20 protein-coding genes and 2 pseudogenes are annotated in these 20,742 nt (G+C 70.8%); 10 read left to right on the top strand and 12 right to left on the bottom strand.

What is annotated here, in order from left to right; all coding sequences use genetic code 11:
* Window positions 1-107: 107 nt before the first annotated feature.
* Window positions 108-608, top strand: coding sequence for an Lrp/AsnC family transcriptional regulator (locus M2157_RS04875; RefSeq protein ID WP_266512751.1), 501 nt, complete (start codon window positions 108-110; stop codon window positions 606-608).
* A gap of 12 nt (window positions 609-620) precedes the next feature.
* Here M2157_RS04875 and M2157_RS04870 read toward each other — a convergent pair whose 3' ends face one another.
* Both M2157_RS04870 and M2157_RS04865 read right to left on the bottom strand, forming a co-directional pair.
* The gene (locus M2157_RS04870; RefSeq protein ID WP_280864537.1) at window positions 621-2,312 is read right to left on the bottom strand and encodes an aldehyde dehydrogenase family protein; all 1,692 of its coding nucleotides are present in this window, start codon (window positions 2,310-2,312) and stop codon (window positions 621-623) included.
* A gap of 5 nt (window positions 2,313-2,317) precedes the next feature.
* Window positions 2,318-3,364, bottom strand: a complete 1,047-nt coding sequence (locus tag M2157_RS04865) for a histidinol-phosphate transaminase (RefSeq protein ID WP_280864536.1) — start codon at window positions 3,362-3,364, stop codon at window positions 2,318-2,320.
* A gap of 346 nt (window positions 3,365-3,710) precedes the next feature.
* Here M2157_RS04865 and M2157_RS04860 point away from each other — a divergent pair, with 346 nt between their 5' ends.
* Together M2157_RS04860 and M2157_RS04855 are read left to right on the top strand one after the other, a co-directional pair.
* Window positions 3,711-4,370 (top strand): hypothetical protein, encoded by a 660-nt coding sequence (locus tag M2157_RS04860; protein WP_280860556.1) that lies wholly within the window; start codon window positions 3,711-3,713, stop codon window positions 4,368-4,370.
* Between the two features lie 456 nt (window positions 4,371-4,826).
* A complete protein-coding gene (locus M2157_RS04855; RefSeq protein ID WP_348541778.1) occupies window positions 4,827-6,002 on the top strand; it encodes a glycoside hydrolase family 30 beta sandwich domain-containing protein in 1,176 nt (391 codons plus the stop codon).
* A gap of 74 nt (window positions 6,003-6,076) precedes the next feature.
* On the opposite strand, the gene M2157_RS04850 is transcribed toward M2157_RS04855, so the two are convergent.
* A complete protein-coding gene (locus tag M2157_RS04850) occupies window positions 6,077-6,772 on the bottom strand; it encodes an SDR family NAD(P)-dependent oxidoreductase (protein ID WP_280860554.1) in 696 nt (231 codons plus the stop codon).
* Window positions 6,773-6,874: 102 nt separating this feature from the next.
* On the opposite strand from M2157_RS04850, the gene M2157_RS04845 reads away from it, so the two are divergent.
* A complete protein-coding gene (locus tag M2157_RS04845) occupies window positions 6,875-7,753 on the top strand; it encodes a helix-turn-helix transcriptional regulator (protein ID WP_280864534.1) in 879 nt (292 codons plus the stop codon).
* A 42-nt stretch (window positions 7,754-7,795) separates the two neighbouring features.
* Here M2157_RS04845 and M2157_RS04840 read toward each other — a convergent pair whose 3' ends face one another.
* Window positions 7,796-8,257 (bottom strand): MarR family transcriptional regulator, encoded by a 462-nt coding sequence (locus tag M2157_RS04840; protein WP_280860552.1) that lies wholly within the window; start codon window positions 8,255-8,257, stop codon window positions 7,796-7,798.
* A gap of 105 nt (window positions 8,258-8,362) precedes the next feature.
* Between M2157_RS04840 and M2157_RS04835 the strand changes: the two genes are divergently transcribed.
* Window positions 8,363-9,310: a zinc-binding alcohol dehydrogenase family protein gene (locus tag M2157_RS04835; RefSeq protein ID WP_280864533.1), complete on the top strand. Its 948-nt coding sequence runs from the start codon at window positions 8,363-8,365 to the stop codon at window positions 9,308-9,310.
* Window positions 9,311-9,486: 176 nt separating this feature from the next.
* Here the strand turns inward: M2157_RS04835 and infA are convergent, their stop codons facing one another.
* From infA to M2157_RS04820, 3 genes and pseudogenes are all read right to left on the bottom strand, one after another.
* The gene (infA, locus tag M2157_RS04830; protein ID WP_057613374.1) at window positions 9,487-9,711 is read right to left on the bottom strand and encodes a translation initiation factor IF-1; all 225 of its coding nucleotides are present in this window, start codon (window positions 9,709-9,711) and stop codon (window positions 9,487-9,489) included.
* Window positions 9,708-10,499, bottom strand: coding sequence for a GNAT family N-acetyltransferase (locus M2157_RS04825; protein WP_280864532.1), 792 nt, complete (start codon window positions 10,497-10,499; stop codon window positions 9,708-9,710). The genes infA and M2157_RS04825 overlap by 4 nt, the downstream gene beginning before the upstream one ends.
* A gap of 359 nt (window positions 10,500-10,858) precedes the next feature.
* Window positions 10,859-11,559, bottom strand: a pseudogene (locus M2157_RS04820) (substrate-binding domain-containing protein); the annotation flags it as partial.
* Between M2157_RS04820 and M2157_RS04815 the strand changes: the two are divergent.
* Both M2157_RS04815 and M2157_RS04810 read left to right on the top strand, forming a co-directional pair.
* Window positions 11,498-11,824 (top strand): hypothetical protein, encoded by a 327-nt coding sequence (locus M2157_RS04815; protein ID WP_280864531.1) that lies wholly within the window; start codon window positions 11,498-11,500, stop codon window positions 11,822-11,824. The pseudogene M2157_RS04820 and the gene M2157_RS04815 sit on opposite strands and share 62 nt — an antisense overlap.
* A gap of 63 nt (window positions 11,825-11,887) precedes the next feature.
* Window positions 11,888-12,823, top strand: a pseudogene (locus M2157_RS04810) (FAD-dependent monooxygenase); the annotation flags it as partial.
* A gap of 34 nt (window positions 12,824-12,857) precedes the next feature.
* On the opposite strand, the gene M2157_RS04805 reads toward M2157_RS04810, so the two are convergent.
* Entirely contained in the window at window positions 12,858-13,943 is a 1,086-nt protein-coding gene (locus M2157_RS04805; RefSeq protein WP_280868164.1) for an acyl-CoA desaturase, read from the bottom strand.
* 431 nt (window positions 13,944-14,374) lie between these two features.
* Between M2157_RS04805 and M2157_RS04800 the strand changes: the two genes are divergently transcribed.
* A complete protein-coding gene (locus M2157_RS04800) occupies window positions 14,375-15,550 on the top strand; it encodes a N(5)-(carboxyethyl)ornithine synthase (protein WP_280864530.1) in 1,176 nt (391 codons plus the stop codon).
* A gap of 263 nt (window positions 15,551-15,813) precedes the next feature.
* Here M2157_RS04800 and M2157_RS04795 read toward each other — a convergent pair whose 3' ends face one another.
* The 4 genes from M2157_RS04795 to M2157_RS04780 all read right to left on the bottom strand — a co-directional run bounded on the left by M2157_RS04795 (window position 15,814) and on the right by M2157_RS04780 (window position 17,712).
* Window positions 15,814-16,662 carry a DUF3592 domain-containing protein gene (locus M2157_RS04795; RefSeq protein WP_280864529.1) on the bottom strand — a complete coding sequence of 283 codons (849 nt, stop codon included), beginning with the start codon at window positions 16,660-16,662 and terminating at the stop codon, window positions 15,814-15,816.
* A gap of 56 nt (window positions 16,663-16,718) precedes the next feature.
* Complete coding sequence (locus tag M2157_RS04790) at window positions 16,719-16,925, bottom strand: hypothetical protein (RefSeq protein ID WP_280864528.1); 207 nt, start codon at window positions 16,923-16,925, stop codon at window positions 16,719-16,721.
* 74 nt (window positions 16,926-16,999) lie between these two features.
* Entirely contained in the window at window positions 17,000-17,293 is a 294-nt protein-coding gene (locus M2157_RS04785; protein ID WP_280864527.1) for a hypothetical protein, read from the bottom strand.
* Entirely contained in the window at window positions 17,290-17,712 is a 423-nt protein-coding gene (locus M2157_RS04780) for a hypothetical protein (protein WP_280860544.1), read from the bottom strand. The genes M2157_RS04785 and M2157_RS04780 overlap by 4 nt, the downstream gene beginning before the upstream one ends.
* Before the next feature lie 161 nt (window positions 17,713-17,873).
* On the opposite strand from M2157_RS04780, the gene M2157_RS04775 reads away from it, so the two are divergent.
* Both M2157_RS04775 and M2157_RS04770 read left to right on the top strand, forming a co-directional pair.
* On the top strand, window positions 17,874-19,259 hold the full coding sequence (locus M2157_RS04775; protein ID WP_280860543.1) for a hypothetical protein: 1,386 nt from the start codon (window positions 17,874-17,876) through the stop codon (window positions 19,257-19,259).
* Window positions 19,259-20,740, top strand: coding sequence for a hypothetical protein (locus tag M2157_RS04770; protein WP_280864526.1), 1,482 nt, complete (start codon window positions 19,259-19,261; stop codon window positions 20,738-20,740). Before M2157_RS04775 ends, M2157_RS04770 begins: the two co-directional genes overlap by 1 nt.
* Window positions 20,741-20,742: the final 2 nt, after the last annotated feature.

The following is a 20,742-nucleotide window of genomic DNA, read 5'->3' as shown; positions in this document are numbered from 1 at the left end:
TTTCTCTGGACACTTGACAGGAGAATGGTGGCCACTGATGAATATGTGTTCAATGGCTCGGCCGAATCGGCGATGAACTGCCGAACACGATGGTCTGGGAGGACAAAGTGTCCGAGGAAAACTCGCTGCCGACGGCAGCGGCCGGACGAACTGCCGTCCCGCTCGACGACATCGACCGGCAGATCCTGAGCCGGCTCCTCGAGGACGGCCGGATCTCGGTCCGCGCCCTCGCCGAGCAGGTGCACATCTCCCGGGCCAACGCCTACACCCGCATCGGCCGGCTCGTGGCCGAGGACGTCATCACGGGCTTCACCGCGCAGCTCAACGCCCAGCGGGCGGGCCTGGGCACGAGTGCCTACGTGACGCTGGCCACCGACCAGAACGCCTGGCGCGAGATCTCGCGCGAACTGCGGGAGATCCCCTACGTGGAACATGTCTCCCTCGTCACGGGAGACTTCGACGTCCTGGTGCTGGTGCGGGCGCCGGACAACCTGGCGCTGCGCAAGGTGGTGCTGGAGAGCATCCAGGCGGTGCCGGGCGTGCGCTCCACCCGCACCTGGCTCGTCTTCGACGAGGTGCGGGGGCGCGGCGCCACCTGGACGGACTGAGGACCCGCGCGGTCATACGTCGGCCAGCGCGGCGTCGACCTCGAGCCGGGTCGGTGCCGGGACGGGAGCCGTCGGCGGTGCGTGCCGCCGGGAGCGCACCACGCGGAACCGGCCGGTGACGAAGTTGACGCCGGAGCCCGGCAGTTCGGCGAGGGCCGAGGACGGGTCGGCCGGCAGGTCGTCCAGGTTCTCCACCAGATGCACCCCGGCGTCCAGCGCCGCGGTCCCGGCCGCCGCCAGCACCAGCGGGTCGGTGGAGTGCACCGAGGCGTACAGCGCTCCGTGCCGCGCCACGGTGCGGCGCAGGAGCGCGAGGCTGTGCGAGGTCGACTCGGTGCCCACCAGGAAGGAGACGAGGCCGGGCCACTCGCGTGTGTAGACGCGTTCGTCGGAGGCGCGCAGCCGCACCAGCAGCGGGCTGCGCAGGTCGGCGTACGGGTGGTCGGGATGGGCCACGGGACCGGAGGCGTGCAGGACCGGGCCGTACCGTGCGGCATCCGTGAGGGCGCCGCCTACCTCGTCGGCGGTGATCGCGCCCAACGCCCTTGCCGCGCGGGCGGGATGGCCGAGCAGCCGGTCGACGGCGTCGCCGAGGTCGGCCCCGAGGTCCCGCAGCGTCTTGTGCCCCTCGTCGGTGGTGAAGCCCCGCTCCGGAACCAGGATGTTCTGCGGCGTGGTGCGCACCGTCCCGGTGCACCGGCACGAGGCGAGGGCGAGACCTCGGACCAGGCGCCGGTAGTCGTCGGTCGAGTCCACGACCACGGTGTTCAGCCCGGTCCGGTTGGCGAACACGGTGGCCTGGCGGGCGTGTTCCTCCAGCCAGTCGGCGAAACGCGCGGGGCCCGTGTAGTCGACGATGCGCACCGCCGGGTCGGTGGCCAGCCGCCGGTGCACCTGCCGTTCCGGTTCCGCCACTGCCAGGGTCACGAGGTCGGGGGAGTGACCGGCCTCCGCCAGCGCCTGCCGGGCGACCCGCACCGTGATCGCCAGTGGCAGCACGGAGCGCGGGTGCGGAGCGACGACCACCGGGTTGCCGGTCACCAGGCTGGCGAACAGGCCCGGATACCCGTTCCAGAGCGGGAAGTCGGGACAGCCCACGAGCAGCGACACCCCGCGGGGCACCAGAGTGCAGGTGCCCTGCAGTGGTTCTCCGCCCCGTTCGGAACTCTTCCAGTGCAGGTCGGCCGGGACACGTTCCGATTCGGCGAAGGCCTGGGCCACCGCCTCCAGGGCGCGGTCCTGAGCGCGTGGCCCCGCGGCGCGCAAGGCTCCCTGCAGGGGCTGGCCGGTGGTGTGATGCACCGCGAGGGCCAGTTCGTGGCTGCGGGTGTTGAGCCGGCGCAGGATCTCCACGGCGAGTCCGGCGCGCTGGTACGGTCCGGCGGCCCGCCAGCCGGCTGCCGCGCGCCCGGCCGCCGCGACCAGCTCCGCGGGATCGCAGCGCGGGTAGTCGATGGGCGGGGCGAGGCCGTACGGCGACGACTCCGTGCGCACACGGCCGAGTTCGCCGGGCTGCCCCAGCTCGAACGGCCGCCCCAGCAGGGAGCGGAACACCTTTCCCGCGGTGCGGGTCGACCTCATGCCCGCGTCGGCCGCGTTCCGGCCGGTCGCCTCGGTGAAGGGGCGACGGCACTCACCGGCGGCGAGCGCGCGAACGACGCTCTGCAGCAGCTCGCGATGGCGCTCGTAGGGACCGGGGCGCATAGCCGTCAGCCCTGCCGGCTCGCCGCGAGCGCGAGGAGGGCGTCGTTCTCCTCCGGCAGCCCGATCGTCACCCGGACGCCCTCGCCGGGGAACGGACGCACCACGACCTTCCCGTCGGCGCAGTACCCGGCGAAGGGCGCGCTGGCCGCGCCGAGCGGCAGCCAGACGAAGTTGGAGTGGGAGTCGGGCACGTCGTGGCCCAGCGCCCGCAACCGCCCGGTGACACGGTCGCGTTCCGCGACCGTGAGGGCGGCCCGCCGGGCGACCTCCGCGCCCTCACCGAGGGCGACCACGGCGGCCCGCTGGGCGAGCGCGCTGACACTGAACGGCACCTGCGTCCGGCGCACGTGCGCCGCGATCCCGGGCGGCGCGACGCAGTAGCCGACCCGCAGCCCCGCCAGGCCGTACGCCTTCGAAAAGGTCCGCAACACCGCCACGTTGGGCCGGTCGCCGAGAAGGGCGAGGCCGTCGGGGACCAGGGCGGGATCGGCGTACTCCCGGTACGCCTCGTCGACGACGATCAGCACATCCCGCGGCACCCGGTCCGCGAAGTCGGTCAGGGCCCGCGCCCCGACCGCCGTGGAGGTCGGATTGTTGGGGTTGCACACGAACACCACCCGGGTCCGCGCGGTGATCGCCGCGGCCATGGCGTCGAGATCGAGGGTGTGGTCACGCAGCGGCACCCGCACCGCCGCACCGCCTGCCACGGAGGTGAGGATCGGGTACGCCTCGAACGAACGCCAGCCGAAGACGACCTCGTCACCGGGCCCGACGACGGTGTGCAGCAACTGCCCGCACACCTCGGAGGAGCCGGCGCCCACCGCGATCCGGTCCGGCTCGACCCCGTGGTGCGCCGCCAGAGCCTCGATCAGCGAGGCGGCGTGCAGATCGGGATACCGCGAAACGCCGCCTGCGGCCTCGGCGAGGGCTTCGGCCACCCCCGGCAGCAACCCGTACGGGGATTCGTTGCTGGCCAGCACGACGGCGCCGGGCAGTTTGCGGCCCGGGACGTAGGCGGGCAGCTGGGACAAGGACGCACGGACACGCACCATGCTGGTCTCGCTTCTGCAGCGCTGGGACCCGAGGCCTGGCCGTCGGGCACTTGACAGGGCACAGCGTGAAGAGCGGACGACAAGCGCTCAACTGTTTGGGAAATTCGGCTACGAATCGCCGGAAACCAGGGTGCTGATCGGCAAACCGTCTCCCGGCCGACCCCGCCGGAGCTCTGCCACGAGACGGACGGCACGGCCTCTGCCGCCCCCCTGGGCCCCTCTTTGATCACGGGACGGACACAGCGGGCCACCGAGGCCCCCGCCGCCGCCAGGACACCAGCAGGCTGCTCGCCGTCCGGACCACGTGACGTCCGCGGCCCGCCCCGGTCCGATACCGAGGGAGACCATGCACAGCACCCAGACCCGCTTTCGCCACGCAGTCCTGTCGGCGGGCGCGGCGGTCCTCGCGCTGCTCGCGACCGGCTGCTCGAACGTGTCCGCGGGCGCGCAGACCGGCGGCTGCCGCGACGCCGGTGACTGGTCGGGACGGGAACAGGCGGCCTGGCTGGGGTCCGCGGTCGCCTTCCACGGGACGACCGACGGGACAGACCCGTCGTACGCAAAGGCATCGGTCGTCGTCCGCGGACCGCGTACGGGCGATGTCCGGGTGCTGTGCCGACCGCTCGCCGTACAGGTCGAGTTCTGGACCCTCACGGCCACGAAGACGAGGCCGGAGATGTCGTTCGTCATGCGCTACGGACTGTCCGCGGACGGCGGCAGAACCCGAACCGTCGCCTTCCCGGCCGGACTTCCCACCGGACCGGACGGCACCTGCGTCCGGGTCCTTGTCGCGGCCTACGCGGGTGGTGCGCCCCTGGCCGGCGGGGAACTGCCCCGGATGACAGGGGACTTGGCCACCGCCGGGGACGCGGACGTGCGCTTCGGGACGGCACGGATCGGTGTGCACCGGCTGCTCCCGGCGCAGGGTTCCACGTGTGACGCCAGCCGGTCGACGCCGAGCCCGTCACCCACCGCGTCGACGGGCTGGGACATCTACCATCCGTGACGGGGTCACGGCGGGGGCGCCTACTGGTAGCAGGGAGACCCGCACTGGACGGTGAAGGTGCCGTTCCCCTCGGTCGTGGGCGGTGTGCCTCGTGACGGTGGCGACGGTTTCGAGGCCGTACGTCCGGGCGTAACCGTTCTCGGTGCCGACGAGGAGACCGTGATGGCCGGTAGAACCTGAGGCGGCCGTACACGTCGAGAGGGTTGACCGCGGTGAGTGGCATCGTTAACTTTCGACAGGCCCGCCACTTGGACAGCGTTCACGATACCGAACGGCGTGGGTGTCCTGTCGAGCCGCTGCCCCCCGTCAAGAGGAGGAAACGTGGCGCAGAGCCGTAACGAGTGCCTGGGCGGGGAGAAAAGATCGACGAGCCGGAGGACCGTCCTTGCGACGTTAGGGGCGCTGCCCGTCCTCACCGCCGCGTCGTCGGTCGCGAGAGCCTCTGATGCCGGGGCCGTGACGGCCGCCGCCACGGCGGTCATCGACCCGTCGGCTACGCGGCAGACGATCCGTGGCTTCGGCGGCATGAGCCATGCGGCCTGGATCGGCGAACTCACCGCGGCGCAGCGGGACACGGCGTTCGGGACCGGAGACGGAAGGCTGGGGTTCTCCCTGCTGAGAATCCCCGTACCCGAGGACCGGGCGGCCTGGAACCGCGATCTGGCGACGGCGAAGCGTGCGGTCGAACTCGGGGCCACCGTCATCGCCTCGCCGTGGAATCCTCCCGCCTCCATGGTCGAGACCTTCGTCCACGGCAGCCAGACCAACGCGCGGCGCCTCAGGTACGACATGTACGGCGCCTACGCCCAGCACCTGAACGACTTCACCACGTACCTGCGGAGCAACGGAGTGAACCTGTACGGCATATCCGTACAGAACGAGCCCGATTACGCGCACGACTGGACGTGGTGGACCCCCACCGAAATGGTTCGCTTCCTGCGGGAGAACGCCGGCTCCGTCGGCACCAGGGTCATCGCGCCGGAGTCCTTCCAGTACCTGAAGAACATGTCGGACCCGATCCTCAACGACTCGGCGGCACTCGCCAACGTGGACATAATCGGGGCCCACCTTTACGGCACGCCGTTCGCGAACTTCCCTTACCCCCTCTTCAAGCAGAAGGGCGCGGGCAAAGAACTCTGGATGACGGAGGTCTACTACCCCAACAGCACGGATTCGGCGGACCTCTGGCCCCAGGCGCTCGACGTGGGGGAGCACATCCACCGCGCCATGGTGGACGCCGAGTTCCAGGCCTACATCTGGTGGTACATCCGGCGCAGCTACGGCCCCATGCGCGAGGACGGCGGGATCAGCAAGCGCGGCGCCGCCATGGCGCACTTCGCCAGGTTCGTCCGACCCGGACATGTGCGGGTCGAGGCGACGGCGAAGCCGGCAACGGATGTCTACGTCTCGGCGTACCGGGGCGGCGGCTCCACGGTCGTCGTCGCCGTCAACAAGGGGGCCGCCGCGGTGAGTCAACTGTTCACCCTGGCGAACAGCGCCGGGCCCAGCGTCTCGACCTGGCTGACCGACGCGAGCAGGAACGTCGCGTCCCAGGGCACGACCGCCGTGTCGAACGGCTCCTTCACCGTCACGCTCCCCGCCCGAAGCATGATGACGTTCGTGATCCGCTGAACCCGGGCTCCCGGCGGAATGCACCCACCGCATCGTCGGCGCGCTGATCTCCCTGATGTCCAGGGTGCGTTATCTCACCAGGCCACCGCTCCGTGACGGTCACGGAAGGTTCCCGTCGGTCCGTCCGCCCCGATGGTGGCGAGTTCGACGATCGCGTCGGTGCCCTCGATCACTGTCTGAGGGCCGCTGTGCCCGTTGAAGTCGGTCGCGGTGTATCCCGGGTCGGCCGCGTTCACCTTCACGTCCGTCCAGGCCTTCGCGTACTGCGTGGTCAGCATGGTCACGGCAGCCTTCGACGCCGTGTAGAGCGGCGCCACGGGCTTCGACTCGACGCGTGCGGGGTCGTGGGTGGCCGCGAACGACCCCATGCCGCTGGACACATTGACGATGACCGGGTTCGCGGACTTGCGCAGCAGGGGCAGGAACGCGTGCGTCACCCGGACGATCCCCACGACATTGACCTCGAACACCGCGCCGGCGTGAGCGGCCGTGAGCTGCTCGGCGGGGATGTGTGGTTCGTTGACTCCCGCGTTGTTGATGAGGACGTCGATGCCGCCCTCGCGAGCCGCGACGTCGGCGGCGGCCGCGGCCACCGACGCGTCGTCGGTCACGTCGATCTGGACGAAACGGGCACCGAGTTCGTCGGCGGCCGCCTGGCCGCGCTCTGGATCACGAGCACCGATGAGGACGGTGTGGCCGGCGTCGATCAATCGGCGGGCGGTCTCGTACCCGAGGGACCTGTTGGCGCCTGTGATGAATGTCGTCGTCATGCATGCACTCTCGGCCCGTGGCGAGAGGACAACCAGTGCCCTCTGCGACGGTAGGACTGCCAGTACCAGGCACAACCGCTGTCCGGCGGACACAATGGCCAGATGGACGAGACCCTTGGCACGGCGTTGCGCCGCTGGCGCGACCGGCTTTCGCCGGTCGACATCGGGCGGACGCCGGGGCCAGGACGGCGTGCGGCGGGGCTGCGACGCGAGGAACTGGCCGACCTCGCAGGACTGTCGGTCGACTATGTGGTCCGGCTGGAGCAGGGACGCGCCACCAGCCCTTCGGCACAGGTCGTCGCGAGCCTGGCCAGGGCACTGCAGCTGCAGCCGATGGAACGCGATCACGCCTACCGGCTGGCCGGCCTCCTGCCTCCCCAGGAGGGGACGATCTCCGCACATGTGCCGGCGGGGGTCCAACGGATGCTGGCTCGTCTCGGGGAGTTTCCGGTGGGTGTGTTCAGCGCCGACTGGACCTTGCTGTCCTGGACTCCCGCATGGGCGGTGCTGCTGGGCGACCCCAGCGCAAGGACACGCGCCGAGCGGAACCTGGTGCGGGCGGTCTTCGCCGTGGGGCCCAGAGGGCTCGCGTCCTGGCCCGTGCTCCAGGACGGCGACGCCCTGAACCCCGCCCTCGTCGCCGACCTGCGCACCGCTCTCGTCAACTACCCCCGCGACCGTGGACTGGCCGACCTGGTCGCGGAACTGCGCGCCACCAGCGCGGAGTTCGCCCGGCTGTGGGACGAGGGTGCGGTCGGTCCGCACGTCTCGGCCCGCAAGACCATCGTGCATCCCCAGGTCGGCGAGGTGACGTGCGACTGCGACGTGCTCACCGTCCCGGGCTGCGACGTCCGCCTCGTCGTCTACACGGTGGCCGCGGGTTCCGCCGACGCGGAGAAGCTGGACTTCCTGCGGGTCACGAACGGCGTCAGCGCCGACGGATCCTCCCCTCCGGGACCCGGCCTGTTCTCGAGACCGTGACCATCGGACCGAGGCCGACCGCCACTTGACGCCCGCAGGGGGTCAGGCAACGGGCGGGCCCGCCGGGTGGCCGGTCTGCTGGATCAGCACGGTGGTGGCGCGGTCCAAGAGGTCACAGAGTGCGGTGTGTTCGGATGGCGTGAACGCGTCGGTAAGCGCGCGCTCAAGGACGATCACCTCCTGGTAGGCGCGGTCCAGCACTACCTGGCCCTCATCGGTCAGGGTGGCGATCTGCACCTTGGCGTGCACGGGGGATGTCTCGCGGCGGATGAGCTCCTTGCCCTCCATGTTGGTCAGCACACTGCTCATGCTCTGCTGCGTCACCCCGCAGCGGCGGGCCAGTTGGGCGCCGGACATGTCACCTTCGCGTGCGAGGAGCAGCAGAACGGTGTACTGCGTCATGGTCAGCCCGTAGGTGCGGAGCACCGCCTCGTGATGCGCCATCAGCGCCTGCTCCGACCGCCTGATCCGACTGCAGAGGTCATCCCCCACCGGTGCTTCCACGATGCACTCCCACTCGGTTAACAGATTCATGTGTTGACTCAGGGATCTTACATACCTAGGGTCCTCGACTATAAGGATGCTGAGTCAACACAAGGGGCTGTAACTGTGAAGGCTGTTCTTCTCGACGCCACAGACCGCTACCAGGTCGCCGACATCGACGAGCCCACCCCCGGCCCCGGTGAGGTGGCGATTCGCGTCGCCCACGCCGGGATCCAATGGGGCGACACCATGGTCCGGGACGGCCATTTCCCCGTCCCGCGTCCCTTCGTCCCCGGCTTCGAGGCGTCAGGGCACATCATCGCGGTCGGCCAGGGTGTCGATCCAAGCCGAGCCGGCGAGCCGGTTGCCGCGCTGACCATGGGAGGCGCCTACGCCGAGGTGGTCGTAGCACCCGCCGTGCTCACGATGGACGTCGGCGACATCTCGCTACGGACGGCGGCAGGTCTCGGGTGGGGTGGACCGACCGCCTACGACCTGATCAACACCGCCACACATGTTCGTCCCGGCGAGAGCGTGCTGATCCACGCCGCCGCCGGAGGGGTCGGCACCTTGGCCGCCCAGTTCGCCCGACTGGCCGGGGCCGGCCGGATCGTCGGCGTGGTCGGCAGTACCGCCAGAGCCGCCTACGCCGCCCGGTTCGGCTACGACCAGATCCTGCTGCGCGACGAAGTCCCGGCCGCACTCGGCGACGAGAAGTTCGACTCGATCCTCGACCCGGTCGGCGGACCGACCCGGCAGGCCGCCCTGGAACAGCTCGCCCCGCACGGCCGACTGGTGGCATACGGCAACCTCAGCACCTACGAACCCGTTCTGGCCGGCGCCAACGACCTCCTCATGCGGGGCACATCACTTGTGACGTACAACAGCAACCTGCTCAGCCGGACTCATCCTGAACGACTCGCCGACAGCGCACATCGTGCACTCGGCCTCGTCGCCGACGGCCGGGTGCGCGTGGACATCACCGCCGAATACGACATGGCAGACCTGGCCACTGCCGTACAGCGGCTCGCTGGGGGCGCCACCCACGGCAAGAGCATCCTCCGCGTCGCCTGACAACACCTAGAAAGTGGCTGCGGCCCTGGTCGCCGCCCAGCCTGCACCGCTCCACTGCCGCCTGGCCCGCGACTACGAAACCTTCCCAGCTCGCCCCGGAGCCATGACCTTGCCCCGGTCACGGAAACGCCGTGACCGGGGCAAGGATCAGCTGTCGCCGAGGGTGCCGATCGCCGCTAGTTGCGGTACCGGAACACGATCCGGCCGCGCGTCAGGTCGTACGGCGGGAGCTCCACCAGTACCCGGTCTTCCAGCATGATCTTGATGTAGTTCTTGCGGATCTTCCCGCTGATGTGCGCGAGCACCTGGTGGCCGTTCTCGAGCTCCACGGTGAACATGGCGCTGCGCAGGCACTCGATGACCTTGCCCTCGACTTCGATGACGTTCTTGTGCTTCGTCATCGCACCAGCTCCAGGTTGCTGCTCATCGGCCGGGCACCGATGCCCTCGAACAGCGCCGAGGCCGCTTGATTGGACTCCTGGACTTCGGCCCAGGCCGCGGCGAACCCCGACTGGTGCAGCGTCCCCAGCGCGTGGGCCAGCAGCGCCCGCGCGGTGCCGCGGCGCTGCTCGCCGGCCCGGACCGCGACCAGCCCGATACGCGGCCGGATCACCGTCACCACCCGGATGAGACCCAGGTAGCGGTCCGGCGCCGCGGCCACCGCGTACTTCGACGGGTCGACGATGGTGTCGCCCTCGGGGCGGGGGATCACCTCCGCAGGCATCGACTGCCACCCGACGGTCGCCTCGACTTCGTCACGGATCGCACGATCCACCGCTCGCAGCAGGCCCTCGTCCGCCTGACCGGCGGGCACGATCGTCACGCCCGGAGGCGGCACGACTGCGTCGAGCCCTGTGACCCGCGGGTCGGTCGGAACGACGTACTCCCACTCGCGGCGCCGGACCGTGAAGCCGGCCCGCCGCCAGCCTGCCGTCAGCTCGACGTCGGCTTCGTCGACCACCGTGTACAGCGGCGCCGGCAGTTCCGCCAGCATCGCCTCGGCGAGCCGGTCGAAGATGGCGTCGTGCCAGGCGTCGATGCTGACGAACAAGCGTCCGTCGGGCCGGTGGTGCGCATGCCCGCGACCGACCACCAGGTCGTCATCCAGTGCATGCCATTGCCTGTCCGCGACGCGCGTGATCGTCACCGCGTTCTCGCTCAGGCCGGATGTGAAAGGCTTTGTGTTCATCGGAGTCTCCCTCCAGGAGTGCCGCGATCTCAGGCGCTCCTGGCGACACCGAACGTCAGCCGCCGGACCGTGACGGGTTGAGGGAGCACCCATGGGTAACTGTGTTCACGGGTCTCACCTCCATATGACGGCTTCACGGTCCATCAGGACCGTAGCAGCGGGGCGCCGCCTTGCTCCAACCCTTTTCTGCAGACGAGTTGGATGGGTGTGTCAGGGTGTTCCGTCAGGGGATCGCTGACCAAGCCGGGACACCCCGACCGTCACGATCACCACATGCTTCACGCGCTTAGAAACTCCTGACGCGGCGCCACGCAAGATCCAACGAGACTGGACACCCGCACGGCGGGTCACATCAGTTGCTACCAGGCGTGGGCCGCCTCTCGTAGCCGCTCGCGTACGCGCAGGACATCGGGGTTGGCCTCGGCGCGGGGGCGCTGGAGAAGGAAGAGGGTGTTCAGGGGTGGCTCCTCCGGATCGTGCAGAAGGGTCAGGCGGCCGGAGTCGAGGTGGTCTTGGCACAGGGAGCGGGGCAGGACGCTGTAGCCGGCTCCGGCGTTGACTGCCGAGAGGACGGCGTAGAGGTTGGGGACGGCGACGGCTGCGTGGGCGGTGTGCTGTTTGCCGAAGATCGTGCGCCAGTAGCGGCGGATGATGGGGAGATCCTCGGCGTAGGTGACCATCGGGACCTCGCGAAGAGCGGCGCACAGGTCGTCAGCCTGCGCATGTCCGCCAACGCGCTGCGCCCAGCCGGGAGTTGCGACCAGGAGGTATTCCTCGTCCGCGAGCGGCACGGACTGCAGGGCGCGGCCGCGCGGGCGCCGGGTGGCGATGACGAGATCATGACGGCCGGTGCGCATCTCCTCGATGAGCGGTTCGGGCAGGCCCTGGGCGACGCGCAGCTGGACGCCGTCGGTGACGAGGGGGCGAGGGCGGGCAGAACGCGTACGCACAGGAGCTCCGAAGGGCCCGCGAGGTGCACGGGCCCGGCCGTGGCGCCGGTGTCCTCCAGGGTGGCGAGCGCGTCGAGCGGGGTGGCGATCTGCGCGGCCAGCTCGTGCGCGCCCTGGATCAACGACGTCGTTCCCGGCAGCGCCCAGGCGGCCATGTACGCCGTGGGCGTGATCGAAGTCGTCGCCGGCATCGCCGTGGGCCTTGCGCCCCGCTTCGGAGCCTGGCTGGTGGCCGGCTGGCTGGCGGGCATCATCGTCAACCTCCTGACCATCCCCGACTACTACGACATCGCCTTGCGCGACTTCGGCCTCCTGCTCGCCGCCGTCGCACTCGCCCGCCTCGCCGAGCGCTACCACGGCAAGCGGCAGCACTGAACCGGCGCGACCCACGCCGATTGCCTCCCGCGGGCGGCGCTTGCCAGGGCCGCCCGCGACGGCCTCGACGAGTTCTACGCGATTGCCCGGGGTGACGGGCAGGACATGCGTCTTCTCGAGCCGGATGGCACTCTGCTGCTCCAGGAGGACACACCCGACGACGCCCCGCTCGATCGACCCGAGGTCGACCGCGCCGACCTGCGCGACCTGCTGCTGGATTCCCTCCCCGAAGACGTGGTGCGCTGGGGGCACGCGTTCACATCCGCCGACGAGGGCCTGCTGCACTTCGCCGACGGCAGCAGTGCGTCATACGACCTGCTGGTCGGCGCGGACGGTGCGCAGTCCCGGGTCCGCGCGCTGCTCACCGACGCTCGCCCGGCGCACATCGGCCAGAACGTCGTCGAGGTCGGCATTCCCGGCATCGATCGCACGCATCCCGACCTCGCGGCGATGGTCGGGCGCGGCAACTACTGGGTGCTCGGCAACGGAATATCGCTGGGGGCCCAGCGCAACGGCGACGGCCGTGTGCGTATCGGCCTCAGCTTCTACAACACCGCCGAGGACTGGTTCACCACGAGCGGGATCCCGTTCGACGACCCGGCCGCCGCCAGGGCGCGGCTGATCGACCTGCTGCCCGGCTGGGACTCACGGGTCACCGCGCTGATCACGGCCTGCGACGACACGGTCGTGCCGCGGTCGATCAGCGCTCTCCCGATCGGACTGACGTGGCCGTCGAGGCCAGACGTCACGCTGATCGGCGATGCCGCGCACCTGATGCCGCCGGTGGGAGAGGGCGCCAACATGGCACTGCTCGACGGCGCCCTGCTCGGTCTCGCGCTGGCCGCGCACCCGGACGACTTTCCTGCCGCCGTCGAAGAGTACGAACGCGAGATGTTCGAACGCACCAGCGCCGCCGCCCGCATGTCCGCGGACATCCAGGAATTGCTGACGTCGCCCGATGCCGCCCAGAAAATGCTCGCGTTCTTCCAACCTGGCTGAAAACAACCACGACCAACCCGCCAGGTGTGAGGGATCAGTACTCCAGCTCGGGTCGGAGAGGGCCGCCGACCGCGTGGAGGTGGCGCAGCACCTGGGCGTAGGAATCGAAGAGCCCGGTCTCGTGGTAGGCGATGCCGTGCCGGGCGCAGAAGGAGCGTACGAGTTTCTGGGCATGGCGCAGGCTGGGCCGCGGCATGGACGGGAACAGGTGGTGCTCGATCTGGTAGTTCAGTCCGCCGAGCGCGAAGTCGGTGAACCGGTGGCCGCGGATGTTGCGCGAGGTGAGTACTTGACGACGCAGGAAGTCGATCCTGTCGTCCTTGCCGAAGATCGGCATGCCCTTGTGGTTGGGGGCGAATGAGCACCCCATGTACAGCCCGAACAGCCCTTGGTGGACGAGGAGGAAGACCACGGCCTGGAGGGGGGACAGGACCAGGAACAGGGCGGCGAGGTAGCCGGCGACGTGAGCCGTCAGGAGTCCCGCCTCGGTCAGTTTGGCCTTGCGCGAGTTCGCGTTGCCGGTGCGTTCGAGGAGTGCCTGTACGCCGGCGACGTGCAGGGCTAGTCCTTCCAGGAGCAGCATCGGGAAGAACAGCCAGGCCTGGTGGCGGGCCAGCCAGGCGTACGCCCCGCTCCGGACCCGGGCCTGGTCCTCGGTGAACGCGATCGCGCCGTCGGCGATGTCGGGGTCGCGGTCGACGTGGTTGGGGTGGGAGTGGTGCCGGTTGTGCTTGGAGATCCACCAGCCGTAGCTGAGCCCGATCAGCAGGTCGGCGTGCACCCGGCCCAACAGGTTGTTGACGCGCTTGGAGGCGGCGATCTGGTGGTGTCCGGCGTCGTGCCCGATGAACCCGGTCTGGGTGAACATCACCGCGAGGAAGGCGGCGGTCACCAGCTGCCACCACGACTGCCCGATCAGGGCGAACGCCGTCCATCCGGCGGCCAGGAGAAGCAGGTTCGCGCCGACCTTGACGGAGTAGTAGCCCGGCCGCCGCCTCAGCAGCCCGCTCTGCTTCACCTCGCGGGACAGCGCGGCGTAGTCACTGCCCCGACCGCTGGGCGAGAGTTCCGTCGTCCCTGTGTGGTCCGCCGGCTCGGTGCCCCGGTTGACGGTGTCTATGGTCACGGAATTCCTTTCGAACACGTGGGTGCCGTCGCCGTCGGCGCGGGGGCAGGGCGCTGGGGCGAGAGAAGCCTGTACGGAAGCAGCGCGACGCAGACCCGCGCACGGGCCTGCCTCGGAATCGGGGCCCTCGGAACGCGCGAAACCGGTCGGCCTGCATGCCCTTCGGGCCCTGGCCGCCGGTGAACCACTTCGGCGTTCCTTCTTCAGCTACAACCAGTCGCTACAACGTCCCTGGGATCGGGCAAGTTCCCGGTTGGGCGGCGAAGGGGCCGGCGAGGCCCCGACGGGTCGGTTCGGGGACCCTGAGGGGAGTACGGTTGACGTACCGAGTGCACTTCGTACGCCGTCATCCGTTGCGGCGTCGCCCTCGGGGAACGGCAAAGGCCGGAGTGCCTCGCATCCGGTCGGAAGAGAGCCGCACCCGTATGAGTCTGATGAGCCTCGGAGTACTCGCCTCCTCCCGCAAGGAGAACGAGTTCCGCCTGCCCTTGCACCCCGCCCACCTCGACCGGATCGCCCCGGACATACGCGAGAGAATCTTCCTCGAACAGGGGTACGGCGAGCGGTTCGGCGTCGCCGACGACGCGCTCCGACCGCTCGTGGCCGGCCTGCGTTCCCGCGAGCGACTCGTCGCCGAGAGCGACATCGTGCTGCTGCCCAAACCGACGCATGACGACGTCTCCGCGCTGCGCGAGGGCCAGGTGCTGTGGGGATGGCCGCACTGCGTGCAGGACGAGAAGATGACCCAGCTCGGCATCGACCGACGCCTGACCCTGATCGCCTGGGAGGCCATGAACCACTGGACCTCCACGGGCGCCTTCAGCGTCCATGTGTTCCACAAGAACAACGAGCTCGCCGGTTACTGCTCGGTACTGCATGCCCTGCAGCTCGGCGGGCTGACCGGACACTACGGCCGCCGCCTGCGCGCGGTGGTCATCAGCTTCGGAGCCACGGCGCGCGGAGCAGTCACGGGACTGGGCGCCATGGGGGTCACCGATGTCACGGTGCTCACCCAGCGCGCCGCCGCGGCGGTGGCCTCGCCGATGCCCTCGGTCGTGATGGCCCACTTCGAGGAGCAGGAGGACGATCCGTCGCGCCTGCGGGCGGTCACGGCGGCCGGTTCCATGCCGCTGGCGGAGTATCTGGCCGGGTTCGACATCATCGTCAACTGTGTCCTGCAGGACACCGACGCACCGCTCACCTTCGTCATGGACGAGGAACTCGCCCTGTTCCGGCCGGGCACCTTCTTCGTCGACGTCGCCTGCGACGAGGGCATGGGCTTCACCTTCGCCCGCCCGACCACCTTCGGCGAGCCCATGCACGAGGTGGGTCCGGGCTGCCACTACTACGCGGTGGATCACAGCCCGTCCCACCTGTGGAACTCCGCCACCTGGGAGATCAGTGAGGCGCTCCTTCCGTACATGCGCAAGGTCATGAGCGGCCCTACGGCATGGGACACCGACGTCACGATCCGCAAGGCCATCGAGATGCGTGACGGCGTCGTCCAGAACCCCAAGATCCTCTCCTTCCAGCACCGGGCGGCCGCCTACCCCCACCTGCCCGAGACCCCGGTCCTGGCTTCGTCTGGTCGTTCCGCGTGACCAGAAAGGCACCGCGAGTTCTCACGACAGGGGACGCCGGGGGAGAGCACGAGGCGGCCCGCCGTGGGCTGATCGGGCCGCCGCGTGAGCACGCTGCCCGCCGCTGTCGTCGAGTCGGGCCCGTCGTAGGAGCGGGCCTGCCGTAGTGACGGGCTCGACGCAGGTGACAGGAAGAACCCACGGCTTGTCACGTGATCGTTCCCCCGCTGCCGCCGCTGCCGCCGCTGCCGCCGCTGTCGGCCAGGAGTCCGGTCCGCGGGCTGTCACAGCAGGATGGCGCCGGTCACGGCCGCCGCTGTTCCGGCGATCAGCAGGATGATGATCGTGCCGACGGCCCTCTCGTTGGCGCGGCGGTCGGCCGCGGGGTCGGGTGTGTAGACGGCCGGGTCGGAGGGGGCGTAGTGGATGGTGAGCCGGCGGCCGAGGGACTGGCTCGGGTCGGGGATGCCGTCCCGGGACAGGACGGTGACCTCGGTGCCCTCGACGGTGGTGAAGCGGACGACGGGGGCGTGATTGATGATCTCGTCGCCCTCCCCGTCGGTGTAGACGTCCCTGGTGACGGCCACGACACGCGCCGGGACGGCGATGGCATGGGCCAGCAGGGCGTCGCGGGCGCGGGCCGTGCGGATGTCGGGGCTGAGTGCCGCGAGGACCGTGACCAGGGTGCCGAAGCCGAGCAGTGCCCACGGGTAGCCCCACAGCACGGTCGCGTGGATGACCAGCCCGATGAGGAGCAGGACCACCGTGCAGTACGGGCCGTACCGGCCGTTCTTGTCCTCCGGACTGTGCAGCACCACGCGGAACTGGTGCGGCCGCCCGTGCGGGTGGCGCACCTCCACCTCACGGCCCACCCAGGCTTCCTCGACCGCGTCGCCGTGCTTGCCGACGTTCGACAGGGCGAACTTCTTACCGGTGGCCGGTTCCCGGAACGCGATCGTCACCGGTATCCCGGCCCGCTTGGAGGCGCCGTGCGCCGGCTGCCCCACCTCCACGATCCGCCCCTTCACCCAGACCGCTCGCTGGGCCGGGGTCAGACCGACCAGGGCAAGCCCGTAGCCGAGCAGTGCCAGGCCCGTGGGCAGCACCCACCACAGTCTCAGTACGTCGTCCACGCCCATCCAAGTCCCGCCCCCTCCAGGAGAATTCGGCCCGCTTTCGCTCCGGGCGCTCAGAAATCGACGCGGAACAGGTGGTCGGCCGGGTCGGCCACCGCCGGGAGCCGCAGGCCGAAGCGCAGGGCGGGGTGCTTGGATCGCTTCCAGGTCGCCTCGAACGTCGGGCACTCCAGCCCGCTGATCCGCAGACCGACGGTGACACCGGCCTCTTCTCCGTCGTCCCAGTCGGTCAGTTCGGTGACTTCGGCTGCCGCCGCCACCCCGACGGTGTCGAGCCGCCGGTTGTACCGCTCGCGTCGACCGCCGCCTCAAAGGCGCCGTTCAAAGGCGCCGTTCAAAGGCGGCCTCTCTCGGCCACGCTCCGCGCCGGCAGGTCCGCCATGGCGTGCAGGCCGGGGAGCCGGTCCGCGTCGTACGGCATGGTGTGATGCCTGCCGGACCTCACGACGATCGTCAGCCTGCGGAACCGGCCGGACTTGAAGTCCAGTCGCGGTTCCTCCCGGAGGTGGTAGCGGGCGGCGTCGACGTAGCCGAACACCTCCAGCACCCGGCCGTCGAAGGAGAGCAGCACGGAGTCGGACGTCGGTGCCTCGTACGGTTCGTACGGTTCGTACGGTGTCGGGGTCACGGCGCCACGCCGTCCCCGGCGTACAGGTAGCCACCGGGCCGGCCGGGGTCGGCGATCAGCAGTACCTGGTCGCCGACCCGGGGAATCCGCAGCTTCGAGACGATGGTCTGGAGGGCGACCTGGTCGGCCGCCCCGGACGGCTGGAGGACCAGGTCGACGACCGGGTCGAAGTTGACCAGCTTGCCGGTGTCGGCGATCGACACGACCACGGCCGGTGTGGTCGGCGCCCCCGCGGCCAGCAACTGCTGCACGCCGAGGCCCGAGTTGTAGGCGCCCATCGACTGCTGGACCCGGGCGAAGTCGTCCGCGCCGAGGAACGCGCGCGTGGCGCGGCCGTAGAAGCCCTTGCCGTCCGCCACCTGGGCGGCGATCTCGGAGGCCCGCTCCTCGCGGCTCTTGCGCTTTCCGAAGATTCCCATGGTGTTCTCCCTTTCTGGTGGCCGGGTCACGCGGTGGGTCGTTCCGGTCACGGTTGGCTGTTCGCCGTCGCTCCTGCCTGACGAGAGGGACGCTAGGCGGCCGGCAACTCCTACCGATCCCAGGTTCGTTCGCCTGTTTGATGTCGGCGTACGCTCCTCACATGCCGACGCCCCCGAGCCAGCCGACCGGCGTGCGCCGACCGCGTGCCATGGTCATCGACCACGCCTGGCGTGGGCTCGGTCCGGGGCTCGAATCGCTGAGCGGCCCCGGCGGGGCACCGTTGACCCGGACGGTCAAACTGATCGTGCTGCCGCTGGTCGTCCGTCCCGCACTGCGCCCCGAACTCGCCGTGGACTTCCTCGGACCGGCCGAGGCCGCGGGCCTCGACGAACTGATCCGTCGGTCCGGTGCGCTTCTCGTGGCGACGGCACAGTGGTTCACGCTGCTCAAGAGGACCCGCCGGGCACTGGGCATCGTGGCGGGCAACCCCCAGGACCTGTACTTCCAGCGCTGCTTCGAACTGGCCACCGAGCACGGAGCGCCCTCGGACGACGTGGACGCGACGGACAGGGCCAGGGTCGTCGTCGAGGACGTGGCGGACACGGCCGACGGACGCACGGTGGAAGCGCTGAAGGGCTATCTGTCCGACGCCGCCCGGCGCACCCGGCTCGACGGAGAGCTCGTCGTCGCCTGGGAGAGCCGCCTCTCGGGCCCGGCCCCGAGCAGCGACGCGAGCGCGGCGGTCGACCTGGCGGCCGTGGTTCTGGACGCCTGCGGCACGCCGGGCCGGGCGGGAGACGTACCGGAGTACGCGGCCCTGGTCGAGGCCGGGCACGGAGAGCTGTTCGGCCGGGCTCTGTGGGCGCACGCGGGCGGAGTCTGGGGGCGGGGCGACCTGCCGGCACATCTGGGACTGACCGCGCACCAGGCGCCACCGCGCCCGCAGGTCGGCCGCGGCGCCTCGACGGCCACGCTTTCCGCCCCGCTGGACCGCACCCTCTTCGAACGGCTCTTCGTCGTCCTGCAGTCGTCGGCCCGGCGGGAGGAACTGCCGCCGGTGCCGGAACTGGTCGGCCGGGAGACCGGCCGCAGCTGCGCCCCGCTGGGCCTGCACGACGAGAGCCTGCGCGTCGCCGTGGTCCTCGGCGGCCGGCTCGCGGTGGGCCTCGATCCGCTGGGCACCGGTGAACCCGCGTCGGGCCGGACCGCGGCACACCGAGCCGTCAACAGCCGCTGGCGCCGGGAGGCCTCGGTCCTGCGCGCCCGCAGAATGACCGTCTCCCCGCGCCCCGATCCGGACGGCGGCGTCCTGGACGCCCTCGCCCGGGACCTCCGTACGCCGTGGGCCGCCTACATGAGGCGGCTGTGGGTACGGCTGCACGGGCGCGACGTTCGTGACGCGCCGCTGGAGGACCTCGCGGCGGCCTGGGCGGTGCTCGACGGGGTCGCCCGCTCGGTGATGATGGACCACCGCGCCAAGGTCCGGTCGGCGCTGCGCGCCCTGTCAAAGGCACCCACACGGGTGGCCGAGCCGAGGAGTGCGTGATGGCGCGGGCCCACGTCGACGTCACGCGGCGCGAGGACGGCACGATTCGGATCGACGCCGGCGCGGTCGCCGGTTCCGCGGCCCAGGACGGCGCGGTCGCCGGTTCCGCGGCCCAGGACGGCGCGGTCGCCGGTTCCGCGGCCCAGGACGGCGCGTTCGCCGGATCCGCGATTCACGACGACGAGCCCGCCGGATACGCGGCCCACAATGACGAGCCCGCCGGATACGCCGTTCACGACGACGAGTTCGCCGGAGGCCCCGACCTCACCCGGGCCGTCCTCGATGTCGCGGGTGCCGTGCTGACCTGGCCCGTTCTCGGCGTGCCCGGCCCGCCGTCCGCGGAGGTCCACGACAGGGGGCGGGCCCAGCAGTGGCTGTGGGCTCTCTACGGCGAGCGCGTCGCCACCGCCGTCCACGACCGTACGGCGGCGGAGCCGGACGGGGTGCGGGTGGCGGTGGATCCGACCGATCTCGCGGGCAGCGCGGCCAGGCTCGCCCTCGGGCACTGGGCGGCCAGGTGGTGGCCGGCGTCGTACCAGGACGGGATACCGGCCCTCGAACCGGACGTCCTCGGGCTGGAGTTGGCCGCGCTCACCCACCGGTGCCAGCAGCTTTTCGACGGCGAGGGGGACCAGCCCGACGACTGCACGGCCGAACTGATCGAGGAGCACCGGGACGCCCTCGACCCGCTCGTCCAGTGGTGGCGCGCGGCCCCCCAGTCGGCGGACACGGCACGCCACCTGGAGAGCGTCCTGCGCCTCATCGACCACGCGGCGGACACCCTCGGGCTGGACGGGCCGGCCCTGCGCCACCTCCGGTCGTCCCTGGGCCGGCGCCGTCCGGCAGGTGTACCGCTCGACCCGGGCTCCCTGTTCGCACGGGACGGCGGCGGCTACGCCCTCGCGGCGGGCGAACAGCTCGTCGCGGGCGGCCGGGTGATCGCCCGGGGCTCGGGGACCAACGACTGGCGCCGCTACCCGCCCGGCCTCGTCGACGCGGCCGAGGACGCGGTGTCCTGGACCGCCCGCGCGCTCGGCGCGCGACGCCGGATCGAGGTCGAGGTCGTCGCCCACACCGCCGCGCCCTCCGCCGGTGCGTCGCTCGTCGCGGAGGCCCACGTGAACGGTGGCCGCCCGAACCGGGTGCCGCTCACCAGGACGGACGACAGGTGGACCGGCCGCGCGGACCTGGATCCGGGCCTGCTCGGCGGGACCGAGCCGCCGCACATCGAGGTCGGTGTCCTCCTGCCCGGCTTCGATCCGGGCCCCTTCGAACGGGGGTTCTTCGATCCCGGCTCCGGCTCGGATCCGGTCCCCGGCGAGGACCGGGGCCGCGTCGCCCGGGACGCGATCCGTGCCCTGGCCCGGCGGCGACTGAACGCCGCGGAGCGCCTGACGTACGACACGTCGCCGTACGACGTCTCCTGGGGACCGTTCCTCGCCGAGACCGTCGCCGCCGGCCCTACCGGTGAGGACTACTGACG

It is taken from the genome of Streptomyces sp. SAI-127, from assembly GCF_029894425.1.
In the GTDB taxonomy this organism is placed as follows: domain Bacteria; phylum Actinomycetota; class Actinomycetes; order Streptomycetales; family Streptomycetaceae; genus Streptomyces.
Note: the sequence above shows the minus strand (reverse complement) of the source record. Positions and strands in the feature narration are given on the sequence as shown.